Origin of the sequence: Nonomuraea thailandensis (genome assembly GCF_024172165.1) — a bacterium.
In the GTDB taxonomy this organism is placed as follows: Bacteria; Actinomycetota; Actinomycetes; order Streptosporangiales; family Streptosporangiaceae; genus Nonomuraea; species Nonomuraea thailandensis.
In genome coordinates, this window is the sequence record NZ_JAMZEB010000002.1 from 10,126,013 (window position 1) to 10,139,434 (window position 13,422).

Here is a 13,422-nt window from a genome sequence, read left to right on the forward strand (position 1 = left end):
CCGACACGCGAAAGGTCGTACACGCATGGGCTTGTGGCAGATCGACACCGACGCCCTCGCCCGCAGCCGGTTCGTGCTCTCGCCGTTCGCCGAGACGTTCGCGAGCCTGAAGCTGCTGCACATGGGGGCCGGCGCCCATCCGGGCGAGGAGGCCTGGCTGCGGGCGCACCTGCCCGGATACCGTGCCTACCTCGCGGCCGACCCGGTGGCCGCGCTCCTCGTACGGGCGGCGCTCGGCAGGTCGTGGATCGCCGACTTCTTCTGCGCCACCTCGTGCGAGGGGGAGAGCTTCGAGCAGACCGTGGCCCGGGTGCGGGCGACCGGGCCGGCACAGGCGCGCGCCGACCTCCGCGTGTCCCTCGGGGGCCCGCTCCCCGCCGCCCTGGAGCGGGACGACCTGCCCGAGCGGGCGGGGGCGCTCCAGACGTACGTCTGGGAGGAGACCGTGCGGCCGTACTGGGAGCGCCGGCGGCGCGTCCTGGAGGCCGACATGGTCGCGCGGACCGCGCGGGTGAGCCAGGGCGGCTGGGCGGCCGTGCTGGACTCGCTGCGGCCGGGAACGAGGTGGATCGGGGAGAGCCGGTTCCAGGTCAACCTGCACGCTGTCCCGCCGAGGGAGATCGCGGCCGGGGCCGAGCTGCTGTTCATGCCGGTGACGCCGAAGGCCGGGTGGGTGTCGTGGGAGGGGCGGGAGCGGTACGCCATCGTCTACCCGTGCCTCGGCGTGCTCGCCGAGCACCACGACCGGCGGCCCGTCCCGGCCGGGCTCGGGGCGCTCGTCGGGACGGCGCGCGCCGGGGTGCTGGTGTTGCTGAGCACGCCCATGAGCACGACCCAGCTCGTCGCCGTGACCGGTCATGGGCTCGGGTCGGTGGGAAGGCATCTGCGGGTGCTGCTGGACGCGGGGCTGGTGGAGCGGCGGCGGGCCGGGCGGTCGGTGCTGTACATGCGGACGGCGGCCGGGGACGTGCTCGTGGACGCCTCGGGCGCCGGCCGCTGACCCATTCAGCCGCGGCTGCATGACCGCCGCCGAGACCCGCTGCGCCACCCGCTCGTCATGGCTGGCGATCTCCCCGGCATCGGCGCTCCTGGCCGGCGCCCGGTACCTGCGCGCCTCGGCGCGATGATGGTCGGCGACCAGGTGGGAGGCGATGCCGTACAGCCAGGGGCGGGCGCTGGCGCTGGTGAGGTCGAAACGGTCCCGGCAGCGGGAAGGCGCGCAGGAAGGTCTCGGCGGCTAGGTCGTCCGCCGCCGACTCGCCCTGGCGCAGGTGGACGTAACGGTGGATGGAGGCGAAATAGCGGTGGAAGACGGCGCCGAAGCGATCAGGGTCGCGCCGTGACGCCTCCATCACCTGCGCGTCGGTGTCCTCGCTGGGAGGCGCCGAGTCCTGAGGGGGAGCGGTCATGCATGCCGGCCTTTCAGGCTGTTACGTCGGAACACCCGTACTTCGGCGACCCCCCGATTCCTCTTCACGATCCATCGGCCGCCGAGCATATGTCGCGCCGGTCTGGTGAGGGCCGGGCTTTCCGGGGGCAGTGGGCGTAGATCAGCCACGAGGAGGAGCCGATGGAGCCGTTCGGGAACACCGACTACGAGACCGAAGCTCGCAAGGCGCTGCAGAAGGGCGATGTGGCCACGGCGCAGGTATGGGCGAGCCTGCACCAGGCGCAGGTCCTCAGGCGGGGGTTGGAGAAGATCGAAGAGGCCGTGCACGCCATCGCGTTGAAGCCATGACCTCGAGTCGTCGCAGCAAGGGGTTGGCCCTGACGCAGGGGCAACCCCTCAGCATGGCGGTATGACGACGAACGAAGCCGCCGGACGGCGCAGCGACACGGGCGACAGGACGCTGCGGCACCACACGATCCACCACGACGGCGTCACGATCCCGGTGTCCCGAGGCGGCCGGGGCCGGCCGCTGGTCCTGTGCCCCGGGCTGAACTCCACCCAGGCCGACCTGCGCGAGCTGGCCGCGCTGCTGCGGCGCGACCACGACGTGGTGACCTTCGACCTCCGGGGCCACGGCCTCGCCTCGGCCGCCGAGCAGTACTCCTTCGAGGCGTTCCGCAGCGATCTCACCGCGGTGATGACCGAGCTGGACGCGAAGCCCGTGCTGGTGGGCTACTCCCTGGGCGCGGACCTGGCCGTGCACCACGCCTGCGAGCATCCCGGCACCGTCGCGGAGCTCGTTCTCATCGACGGGGCGAACCCCGTGCCGGAGCCGTTCATCACCGAGGACGTCCTGCCGGTCTTCCGCGCCATGTGGGAGGACCTGGCGGCGCGGCAGGAGAGCCGGCGGGGCACCGCGCGTCAGGTGCTGCTCACCGGCCGGCAGATCCTCGACCTGAACCTGGAGATCGACGCGATCCGGTCCGAGATCCTCGACCGGTACAGGAAGATCGACCGGCCCATCCGCATGATCATGTCCACCTCGATGGCCGGCGACGGCGGCGAGCGGTTCAACCTCAACTGGCGGGCGGGTGTCGAGCGGCTCGTCCGCGAGCAGCCGCACATCGCCACGTCCTGGCTCGACGCCGACCACCAACTGGTCTTCACGCACGCCCCGCAGATCGCCCGGATCATCCGGGACGACGGCCGTGGGAGGCTGGCCTGATGCTGACCATCGGCGAGCTGGCGTCGTACGCCGGAGTGACGGTGCGCGCGGTGCGGCACTATCACGCCAAGGGGCTGCTGCCGGAGCCGGAGCGGGACCACTTCGGCTACCGCAGATACGACGGCGGCGCGGTGGTCGAGCTGATCAGGATCCGGACGCTGGCCGAGGCCGGGGTCCCGCTGGCGCGGGTGCGGGAGCTGCTGCAGGCCGGCGAGGACGAGTTCGCCGCGGCGATCGCGGACATCGACAGGCGGCTGCGCGCGGAGATCCGGCAGCGGCAGCGGCACCGCGAACGCATCGCCCGGCTCGCCTCCGGTGACAGCCTGGTGCTGCCCCCTGAGGTGGTCGAGTACCTGGACCGGCTGCGGGCGCTCGGCGTCGACGAGCGGATCGTCCAGGCCGAACGCGACGGCTGGATCCCGCTGGCCGCGCACTCACCCGAGCGGGTCCCGGAGTGGATGGCGCGCAAGCGGGAGCAGCTCGCCGACCCGCGGCTCGTCGACTTCTACCGCACCCTCGGCCAGGCTCTCGACCGCTCCGACCACGACCCGCGGCTGGTCGGGCTGGCCGACGAGCTGGCCGCCTACCTCACGCGGATGGCGGAGGAGCGGGGTGAGGACTATGTCGACGACACCGATCTCGACTCGTCGCTCGCCAAGCTGATGGACACGCTGGCGTTCGACACCGTGCCACCGGCGCGCCGGCTGATCGAGCTGTTGAGGCAGCGTGGATGGACGGGGTGGAGCAAGCTCGAACGCGTGGCGGCCTCACGGGGTGCGGCTGATTCGTGAAACTCGTCGTGGTTGGAGGTGGCGTTCACTGAGACACGCGAGCATGGGGCTCAGGCGAGAAACAAGCTGCTCGGCCCGTCAAAGGATTCATCGAGCCGGCCGAGCATGCGCAGGAAGCGGCGGCCGTGCGGATACAGGTTCTCCTTGGGAAGCCAGCCGGTGGCGCACCTGATGCCGGCCTCCAGGAGGTCTTGGCGGATGTGGCGGGCGAGCTTGCCGGCGACGGCTTGACCGTGACGGGTTCGGGTTATCTCGAACTCGGTGAATTTGCACATGTCAGGTGACGGTTGCCGGAGCTGGATCTCCACGGAGCCGAGCACTTCTCCGGCCGTCACTTCGCCCGGCGGCCGCTTCTGGTACGACCATCGGTGCAGATCCCAGATACGGGGGTCATCGTGGGGCAGGGCCTCTCGCACCTGTATCGTCCCGCCGTCGTCCCCGACTACGGCGACGTACCGGACCCGGTTGTCGGAGCACGGCGTATGCAGCATGTGGTGCCGTGAACAGAGCGGATCCCAGTGATAGGCGAACCAGATCAGCGAAGCGGCCAGGTCAGGATTGGCTCCGGCCCAGCGGTCATCGAAGAAGAACCACTGGTCGAAAAGGTCGCGGCCGTGGTTGATGAACATCTGGGCCAGATGTTCGCCCACCCGGATGACGGTACGTTCGCGGTGGCCTGTCTCGAGGAGACGCACTGCCGCGTCGTGGGAGGGAGGCGGGTGAGGCTGCTCTCCCGAATTCCACGAGTAGTCCGGCCACCGGTTACAGCGCTCCAAGGCGGGCCTGACGCCTTCCTCGCCAGGTGCGACCAGCACGGGCAGGACCTCCAGTTCGAGCGGCCACTCCTCGGTCGGAACGTCAAGATCACGTAGCGCCGCACCGAACTGCGGCAGCCGCACGCCGGGTAACGCATGAGTGGGATTCCAGCCGATGCAGTCACGCAGCGCCTTGAAGGTGAGCAGGACCGCGAACACGGTCCCTTCCCCTGATGGAGGGTGCTCAGCCAATTCGACGACTTGAAGCGGCGCCTTGAAGGTCGTCTTCTCAGGGCCGACATCGTCGGGCAGCGGCCCGTCGTGCACGGCGAAGGACCACCGCTCGGGATGGGCCGCGACAGCGACGTCGTCCACGAGGTAATAGGCCACGTCATGGTCGAGACCGTTGGCGAGTACGCGCACGCTGTGCTCGTCAACGTTGCACTGATAGACCTCGGGGAGTCGCGTTCTGGCCAGGGTGCGCAGGTCCTGCATGGTCTCCGGGGCGGGGCCGCCCTCCGAGAAGAGCTGATCCAGCCCGTAGACGTTCGTGCCGAGCTCTTGGAGGAGCCAGTCGTACGCGTCCTGCGCGGAAGCCTCACTCCAGACACTGCGGACCCAGTCCAGCACCGTCGGCTCGGCCAGATGCCGGACCGACTTTCCTGCTGTCCCCTGATTCCAGGAGCGATAGATCACGTACATGGGAACCGACGGTATCTCCGGCGATCGAGGACAAGTACGCGACCATGCGCGTACCGAAGAGCGGACGGCCGGCCGGGGGTGCCGGCCGGCCGTTCTCTTCAGGTGGTCAGCGCACCCCGTACGCCTCGTGCACGGTCTGCGTGAGGGTGTTGCCGGCGGCGTCGGACGCCTTCACCTTCAGGCTCGCCGTCACCGGACCCGTCGGCGCGGCCGGCAGGGCCGCGGTGACCGTGCCGTCCTTGAGCGCCCCCGTCCGGGCCTTCTGCCAGGTCTTCTCGCCGTCGTAGCTCACCCACGCCTCGATCGAGGCGATCGCCGGCCGCGGCGTGCCGGCCACCTCGTGGTAGGCGTGCAGCTCGATCCGGTGCACGCCCCGGCGGGTGGTGTTGCCGAGGTCCAGGTTCAGGTCGTAGCGCAGGTAGACCAGCGGTTGCACGGCACAGGGCTCATCGGAGACCTCCCATACGGTGCCTGCGCAGTTCAGCCTGCCCTTGTCGGCCGCGTTCACCCGAGAGGAGGTGAACTCCCACTCGCTGCTGACCCGCCTGTCGTGGAAGTCCGCCTTCATGGCCGGGACGAGCAGGTCCATCTCGTGGGTGAGCCGGTAACGGGCAGGCTCCGGCGGCAGGGTGTACGCGGTGATCACCCCGAGGAGAGGGGTGGGATCGATCTCCTGGCCGCCTCTGTAGAGGCGCAGCCGATCCGACTGGGCCGTCTCCATGTAGAACGACTCGACGTGCGGATCGGTGACGGCCATCGGGAGCAGGGGGCTGAACACGTCGCCCTGCCGGCAAGCCCCGCACGTGTTCAGCGCCGTGGCCGCCAGGTCGAACTCCGGAGCGCCGGGGACGCCCGGGCTCCCCCACCAGTCGCCTTCCACGACGGCGCCCGCGGTCACCGGGCGGACCATCAAGGGCACCGGCGTGTCCTCGATGATCCCGAGGTCGGTGGTGCTGCGCGAGATCTCGGCCTTCACCAGCTGGTCCGGGTGCGTGGCCGGGCCGACGTACTCCTGCCAGGTGATGGGGCCGCGCAAGCGGGTGCTGACCGCGATGGTGCCGGACTCTCGCCCCGGGATCCACTGGTGCCAGGCCGGGACGACGTCCACGGGCCGCTCGGCGTGGTAGTCGTAGTCGAAGCGCGCGAGCTCCCGCTCGCTCACCCGGTAGGTCTGGTCAGCCGGGATCTCGTCCATGCCGTAGAACTTCAGGTGGTAGACGTACGGGCTCGTCGGAGTGCCTTTCACCCTGATCGTGAGCCGGTTGCCCGACTCCGCCAGGTCCCGCAGCGCCCGTCCTTCGTCGGGCGGGACGGAGACCGCCGGAATCCTCGACCGGTGGACCGGGTTGAAGACGAATCGGGTGTCGCACTTGTTCGGGGTCTCGTCGACCTTCATGAAGGCCACGACGCCTGCGGCTCCCGCATCGGCCAGGGCGTCCAGGTATTCGGGGAAGACGAAGCAGCTGTACCTGGCGCCTGCCCCGTCCCAGTCGTCCTCGACCTCGATCAGAGCCAGCTTGCCCTTGACCCCGGACAGGTCACCGGGGATCTGGGAGGCCGGGTCCGCCAGGGCGTGCTGCACGCCGAGGTAGGCCATGTCCAGGGACCGGGAGCCGGAGAACTTCGGGACGCGCTCGTAGTACTCGCTGTGCCGGGGGTGCAGCCGCCTCTTCTCCTTGCCGAGGACCTCCATCTCGACGAGCGGCGCGATGGCGTCGATCTGGTGCTGGAAGAGCAGCGAGCCGTTCGCGACCTCGGGCTCGGGCACCGCCCAGTAGCCGTAGGAGCCATAACCGTGGAGCAGGCCGAACCCCGACCGGGCGCCCGATTCGCTGGTGCGCAGGACGCCGATCTGCTGGTCGAGGTTCTGGCTCGGCTTGGGGGTCCGCACGACGATCTTCCGCGCCTTCGAGGCGTCGAGCGTCACCGTCATGGGGCCGGTCACCTCGATGTCCTCGGCGACGACCACCGCGAACTGGGGCTCCCAGGTGGCGGGGTCGAGCCAGGCGACGGCCGCCTGGAAGGAGTGACGTCCGGCGGAGAGCCGCTCGGTGAGCGAGCCGGGCATGCCGGTGCGGCCGTTGTCGTGATTGACGTACGTCAGCGCGGGGATCGCGTAGCAGCCGAAGGCAGTGGTCTTGCCGCAGGGCTTGCCGTCATGGCCGAGAATGTCGAACTTCACCGGGAAGGACTGCGGCTCGATCTGGAAGGCGACCGGTACCCGCACCACGATCCCGCCGGACGGATCGGTGGCCGTCACGGCGCCGCTGTAGGTTCCCTTGGCCAGCGCCGCGACGTCGACCGAGACCGTGGCCGTGGTGGTGCCGCCGGCGGGGATCGTGACCGCCGGGCCGGTCGTGACCGCACCGGCGGGTGCCTCGGCCCCGGAGCCGGTGACCAGCGAGACGGCCGGCGTCAGCGTGACCGGCTCGGAGCCGGCGTTGGCGTAGGTGATGGTCCGGCTCTGCTTGTCCTGGTCCCGCGAGAGGATGCCCAGGTCGACGGCGGGGGTCACCGCGTGCACCGGCTGGGAGACGGCCCTGGCCACGTCCAGCCGCCCCGCGCCGACCTCGAACGTCTTGAGCTTCACGTCCTTGGAGGTGCTCATCAGCGCGGCCTTGAGCCGGTCCGGCTTCCAGTCGGGGTGCTGCTGGGCGAGGATCGCCGCCGCGCCCGCGACGTGCGGGGTGGCCATGGAGGTGCCGGACGCGTCGGTGTAGAGGTCACCGAGCCACGGGCTCTGCGACGCGCGGGCGGCGGTGATGTCCACGCCGGGGGCCGCGATGTCAGGCTTGAGCGTACGGTCGGCGTACCAGATCGGGCCGCGGCTGGAGAAGCTCGCGAGCCGGTCGGCGTTGTCGGTCGCCGCGACCGTCAGCGCGGCGCGCGCCACGCCCGGCGAGTTGATCGACTCGTCCTGGCCGGTGTTGCCCGCCGCGATCACGAAGAGGGTTCCGCTCTCCTCGGTCAGCTCGTCCACGGTCTGCGACTGCGGGTCGGGGTAGTCCATGGGCGCCTCGCCGCCCAGGCTGAGGTTGACCACGTCGGCGCCCTGTTCGGCGGCCCATTCCATGCCCGCGATGACCGACGAGGTCCAGCAGCCGCCGCGGTCGTCGCACACCTTGCCCACCAGGAGCGACGCTCCGGGGGCCACGCCCTTGTGCGTGCCTCCGGCTGCGGCGCCGGAGCCGGCGATGGTGGAGGCGACGTGCGTGCCGTGGCCGTGGCGGTCCGTGGCGTCCTGGGACTCGCCGCTGAAGTCGGCCTCGGCCACCACCTTTCCTGCCAGATCGGGGTGGGCGCGGTCAATGCCGGTGTCGAGGACGGCGACCTTCACGCCGGCGCCGTCGTGCCCGGCCGCCCATGCCTGAGGGGCTCCGACCAGCGGCACGCTCTCGTTCAGCGAGATCTTGTTGACGCGGTCCAGCCACAGCCGGTCCATGCCGCCCGAGAGCCGCAGCTTGTCATGCTTGTGCGCGTCGGCGGGCCTGACCACCGGGTCCTGCACGCTCTTCCAGAACTGCGTGCCCCTGCCCACCTTCAAGGCGGCGCCGTTCACCGTGGGCAGGCGCCGCTTGGTCTCGGCTCCCGGGACCTTCGCCTGGGCGACGCGCGCGTCCTTGCCGTACTGGGCGATCACGGGGACGTCCTGGCGGGCGGCGTATCCGTTGCGGGCCAGGTAGGTGACGTTGAACAGGCCTTCGTCCACCGCGCCCGAGGTGATGTAGGGGCGTGCGTCCAGCGGCACCACGTAGGTGTCGCCGTCCTTGTCGTACGTCACGAACGTGCTCGTGCTGCCGTCGCTGCGGGTCGCGGGGGTGACCGTGACGCTCGGCACGCCGCCGGTGGTCGCGTACGTCACCTCGTCGCCGGTCACCAGAGTGATCCGGGCACGCTCACCCGGAACGGCGGGCGCGGGTGCGGTCGTGGAGGGAGGAGCCGCAGTCGCCGGGACGGGCACGGCGACGATCGACGCCATGACGATCGCGCCCGCGAGCAGGCACGACCGTCTGGCCGGTAAGCGGATGGACATGAACGCTCCCAGGACATGCTGAAGGAGAGGGATGCCGCGGGGACGAGAAACCCCCGACTTTCGGACAAAGCGTGACATGGCCAGTCATGGCCGAAAAGCGGCCAACCATGGCCATTTCCGGCACTGTCCCGGACCGGCCACCCATCCGGAACCCGACAACACGCCCGCGCCTCGAGCCGTGAGCGCGGTCCTGCGGAGCGAAAGCCGTGCTCAGTCCGGCGCGTCGTTGAGCCACCCGCGGCGGGCCGCCTGGCGGGCGAGCTGGAAGCGGGTGCGGGCGTTGAGGCGCTCCATCAGGTAGTGGATGCGGCGGCGGCAGGTTCGCTCGCTCAGGCCCAGGGCGCGGGCGATGGCCTCGTCGGGGACTCCCGTGCTGAGCAGCTTCAGCAGATGGCGTTCGTCCTCCGACGGCTGCTCGGGCTCGTCCGCGCCGGGGTGGGCCGGATCCAGGGGCAGGGCGATGTGCCACAAGGTTTCGAACAGCGCCGACAGAGCCTCCAGCAGCCCGGATCTGTAGACGAAGACAGCGCTGTCCAGCACCGCGGGCGTCGCCTGGAGCGGGACGATGGCGAGACGGTCGTCGACGAGCACCAGCTTCATCGGCAACTCGGGCAGGACACGGTGCCGCACACCCTTGGCGGTGGCCTTGCCGATGTCCCCCGCCAGGCGTCCCGGCAACTCCAGCGCCGCCTGGTCGAAGATGGTGCGCACCCTGCCGCCCCGCTCGATCAGCAGGCTGCCCGTCGCCTCGGCCACGTCCGGGGTGGGCTCGATGGCGTACGGCGGCTTGTCGAAGATCCGCAGCTCCTGGCGAGCGCTGCGCCGGGCGCTGTCGACCCGGTGGCGGACCGTCTCCCTGCCTGCCACGACCTCCACCAGCTGGGCGGGCGCCTGACGATCAGCGGCCTCGTGGAAGAGCTTCGACAGCTCCTGTGCGTGGATGCGGGCGTGCTTGATCTCCTCCTCGCGCCGGAGGAGCAGCACGTCCAGGGCGGTCCCGGGGTCGACGGCGGCGTACTGGAGGGGATCGTGCCGCAGGCAGCGGGCAAGTCCGCGGCCTTCCAGCGTGCCGAGGATCTCCCGCACCCTCGGCGCGGACAGGCCGCTGGCGGCGGCCAGTTCGTCGGCGCCGGTCGAGCCGAGGCCGATCAGCAGCTCATAGATCCGCTGCGCCTCGGCCCCCAGACCGATCACATCCAGCACACGACCTCCACGCCGTCAGGCGACGCCCTGTACCGGGCCTTCCCCTACAGAAGGTCTCGGACTATGACGATCTTCGGATTCTAGACTTTCCTTCCAAAATTGCCCAAGGCGGCACGACCCGGTGTCGGCTCACGGATGGGAAAGCGAGGTGACGACGCGCAGCTCGGCCATCATGGCTCCAGGAGTGCGGACAACGTGCCGCCGGTGTCGTCGTCGTGGGAGGACGAGCCCTGGTGGATCCCTGGGCGATCGCCCCGAGCACGTACGGCGGCCGGCCCGGCTCCATGGCGATCGTAAGGCGCTAGTTCTGCGGCGGATGCCCGCCCGCGCGGGCGTGCGCGTCGAGGAGGTGCGCGACCGCTTCGGTCACCTGTACGGCGAACGGGATGTGCAGCCATTCGTCAGGCACGTGCGCGTTCGAGTCCGCACCGAGCGCGCCCGTGACGACGAACTGCGCCTGCGGGTACCGCCTGCCGAGCATCTCCATGAACGGGATCCCGCCGCCGATGCCCAAGCTCTGGCACGGCTTCCCGAACACGTCCTCACCGACCTGCCGCAACGCCGAGGCCAGCCAGGGGGCCGCCGCCGGCACGTGCCAGCCGTTCATGACCATGTAGTCGCCGACCTCGACCTGCGCCCCGTACGGCACGTCGGTCGTGAGGATCGTCTCCAGCGCGGCCCGCGCCGCCTCGGCGTCGGCCGAGGGAGGCAGGCGGAAGCTCAGCCGGAAGGAGGTCCAGGCCCGCAGCACGGCGCCCGCCACCGCGGGGTCCGGGAGCCCACCGGCGCCCGTCACGGACAGGGTCGGCCGCCAGGTGTTGTTGAGGACGAGCTCGACGTCGTCGCCGGAGGCTCGCCTCATGCCCGGCAGCAGCGGGAACCGCGGTACGGCGACCTCCGGATGGAGCGCGACCAGCTGCGCCGCCTCCGCCCGCCGCTCCTCCGGGATGGGCACCACCATCTCGGGCAGCTTGACCTCGCCGGTCTCCGGATCCTCCACCCGATCGAGCAGCCGGCGCATGATCCGGAACGAGCTCGGCACGATGCCGCTTCCGAGCCCCGAGTGAACGCCCGTCTCAAGGACGCGCACCGTGACGGTCGCCTGGACCGCGCCGCGCAGGCTGGAGGTCAGCCACAGCCGCTCGTAGTCTCCGCCGCCCCCGTCCAGGCAGACCACCAGCGACACCTCGCCGAGCCGGTCGGCGAGATGCTCCAGGTACGCGGGCAGGTCCGGGCTGCCGGACTCCTCGCCGGTCTCCAGCAGCACGACCGCCCGGGCGTGTTCGCCGCCTGCCCCGCGTACGGCCTCCAGCGCCGTCGTGGCGGCGTAACCCGAGTACCCGTCGTCGGCGGCGCCGCGACCGTAGAGCCGGTCGTCGCGGATCACCGCTTGCCACGGGCCCAGACCCTCCGACCAGTCACCGAGCGGCGGCTGCTTGTCGAGGTGCCCGTACAGCAGGACGGTCCCGCCCGCCGCCGCGCCCGGAGTCGCGGGCACGTCCACGAGCAGGAGCGGGGCGCGGCCGTCCAGCTGCACGACGTCGCACCGCGCGCCGGGCAGCCCCCGCGCCGCCACCCAGCCCCGCACGTGCTCGACGGCGGCCCGCAGATGACCGTGTTCCTCCCAGGCGGCGTCGTAGGCGGACGACACGGCGGGAATCTCGATCAACCGGGAAAGGCTGGGCAGCACGTCCGTCGCCCAGGCCTCACTGATCGATTCGCGAAGTTTTTGATGGTCCATGCGGTAATACTGGCGCACTCGCCGCGCCTCTCCCGTACGGCGAGCGCGACGACCCAGCCAGAAGCCGTCGGCCCCGTACGCCATGGACCGGCCGTCGCGACAGCTCCCGAACCCGCGGATCGAACGATCGAGTCGAGGCCGTTCCGGATCGTTCCATGCAGGTCACCGCCGGCGCGAGACACGACTGGACGGCCCGGAACGCCCTTGTCCCGCAACCCGAGGGGTCAGCTCACGTCAGGCGCAGCCGTCGCCCCAGGCAAGGTTGAAGTGCTCGGCCAGGTCTTCAGCCGTGCCCCCTCTGTTGAGGAGAGCCCGGGCCGCCTGGGCCTGCCTCGTCGTAGGCAGATGTCCATCGAGGAGGTAGGGCAGCGAGAGTCGCCGTCCCAGTACCTCACGCCACGAGATCCCGAACGGCCTGCGCACCACGGACACGTTGACCCGTAGTGCGTGCTCGTTGCCTGGCGGGACGCCGGGCCGGTCGATCTCGACAGCGACGTACCGGAAGCCGTTCGCCAGGTCGCAGGCAGTGCAGCCGGCCGGACCCCGGCTCAGCCTGCCGCCGCACTCGGTGCAGGTGAGCCGGTCGTAGGCGGCGTCCACGACCCGCCACAGGTGCCTGTCGGGCTCGTCGATCACCATCTCGGCGACGTCGCGCTCGTCCGGGGCGGTCAGTGTGCCGAATTCCCGCGCGACGAACTCCCGCCATCCGGATTCGACGAGCTCGTCGACGATCCCGGCGCATCGCTCACAGTCAGGCGCTCCGGCGGGCTCCCAGTGGCCGCATTCCCCGCACCGCCGCATCCTCGAACAGTACTCCCCGGCCGAAGCTCCACTCAGCTGATTATCGTGCCGACAAGGTCGTTCGCTGAGCTTTCCCCCAGCTCGGACGCCGACCGTGCCTGATGTGGTCACGCGGACGCCCGGCTCAGGCTTCGGCAGGCCGGCCCAGCATGTTGCGCTTCAACAAGCGGGCATCCTCGCAGGAATGGCCTGGATGCAACGCAGGAAGCCTCTCGGGCCGAAGCCATGGTCAGCCGGATCGTCGGGTTACCGCACCGGCGGAGGGAATCGCCATCGCTCCGGTGAGACGGTCAAGCGACGCGTCAGCTCCGATGGCGCCGCAGGCGCGGGGGTGCGCCGCAGGCGCGGGGGTGCGCCGCAGGCGCGGGGGTGCGCCGCAGGCGCTGAGGTGCGCCGCAGGCGCGGGGGTGCGCCGCAGGCGCGGGGGTGCGCCGCAGGCGCGGGGGTGCGCCGCAGGCGCTGAGGTGCGCCGCAGGCGCGGGGGTGCGCCGCAGGCGCTGAGGTGCGCCGCAGGCGCCTGGGTGAAGGCGTCTGAGCTCTTCTTGCGCGAAGCGTCCTAGGGGAAGACCTTTGTGCGCGCCGAAGGCGCGCCCCAGAAAGACCGCCCGAGCGATAGCGAGGACCATCGGGGCGGGTCGCAACGGGCAACCACCCAGACGGGCAACGGGTGGGTGGGCTGCGGCCCACCTACCCGCGCCCTCCGTGGTGGAGCCTAGGAGATTCGAACTCCTGACTTCCTGCTTGCAAAGCAGGCGCTCTGCCAACTGAGCTAAGGCCCCTT

The 13,422-nt window shown here is 70.8% G+C and carries 9 protein-coding genes and 1 tRNA gene; 4 read left to right on the forward strand and 6 right to left on the reverse strand.

Features of this window, described 5'->3' with window-relative positions; translation table 11 throughout:
• The first annotated feature begins 25 nt into the window (after positions 1–25).
• The 4 genes from HD597_RS50915 (at position 26) to HD597_RS50930 (ending at position 3,406) form a co-directional block, all read left to right on the forward strand.
• Positions 26–1,000 carry an ArsR/SmtB family transcription factor gene (locus tag HD597_RS50915; protein ID WP_253754677.1) on the forward strand — a complete coding sequence of 325 codons (975 nt, stop codon included), beginning with the start codon at positions 26–28 and terminating at the stop codon, positions 998–1,000.
• A 570-nt stretch (positions 1,001–1,570) separates the two neighbouring features.
• On the forward strand, positions 1,571–1,738 hold the full coding sequence (locus HD597_RS50920; RefSeq protein WP_253754679.1) for a hypothetical protein: 168 nt from the start codon (positions 1,571–1,573) through the stop codon (positions 1,736–1,738).
• Positions 1,739–1,799: 61 nt separating this feature from the next.
• A complete protein-coding gene (locus HD597_RS50925; RefSeq protein ID WP_253754681.1) occupies positions 1,800–2,615 on the forward strand; it encodes an alpha/beta fold hydrolase in 816 nt (271 codons plus the stop codon).
• Positions 2,615–3,406 (forward strand): MerR family transcriptional regulator, encoded by a 792-nt coding sequence (locus HD597_RS50930; RefSeq protein ID WP_253754683.1) that lies wholly within the window; start codon positions 2,615–2,617, stop codon positions 3,404–3,406. The genes HD597_RS50925 and HD597_RS50930 overlap by 1 nt, the downstream gene beginning before the upstream one ends.
• A 50-nt stretch (positions 3,407–3,456) precedes the next feature.
• Here HD597_RS50930 and HD597_RS50935 read toward each other — a convergent pair whose 3' ends face one another.
• The 6 genes from HD597_RS50935 to HD597_RS50960 form a co-directional block, all read right to left on the reverse strand.
• Positions 3,457–4,863: a hypothetical protein gene (locus tag HD597_RS50935; protein WP_253754685.1), complete on the reverse strand. Its 1,407-nt coding sequence runs from the start codon at positions 4,861–4,863 to the stop codon at positions 3,457–3,459.
• A gap of 106 nt (positions 4,864–4,969) precedes the next feature.
• The gene (locus HD597_RS50940) at positions 4,970–8,896 is read right to left on the reverse strand and encodes a S8 family peptidase (protein WP_253754686.1); all 3,927 of its coding nucleotides are present in this window, start codon (positions 8,894–8,896) and stop codon (positions 4,970–4,972) included.
• 210 nt (positions 8,897–9,106) lie between these two features.
• The gene (locus HD597_RS50945; RefSeq protein ID WP_253754688.1) at positions 9,107–10,099 is read right to left on the reverse strand and encodes a helix-turn-helix transcriptional regulator; all 993 of its coding nucleotides are present in this window, start codon (positions 10,097–10,099) and stop codon (positions 9,107–9,109) included.
• Between the two features lie 301 nt (positions 10,100–10,400).
• Entirely contained in the window at positions 10,401–11,768 is a 1,368-nt protein-coding gene (locus tag HD597_RS50950; RefSeq protein WP_253754690.1) for a M20/M25/M40 family metallo-hydrolase, read from the reverse strand.
• Between the two features lie 306 nt (positions 11,769–12,074).
• Positions 12,075–12,641 carry a hypothetical protein gene (locus HD597_RS50955; RefSeq protein WP_253754692.1) on the reverse strand — a complete coding sequence of 189 codons (567 nt, stop codon included), beginning with the start codon at positions 12,639–12,641 and terminating at the stop codon, positions 12,075–12,077.
• Between the two features lie 703 nt (positions 12,642–13,344).
• A tRNA-Ala gene (locus HD597_RS50960) sits at positions 13,345–13,420 on the reverse strand.
• Positions 13,421–13,422 lie beyond the last annotated feature (2 nt).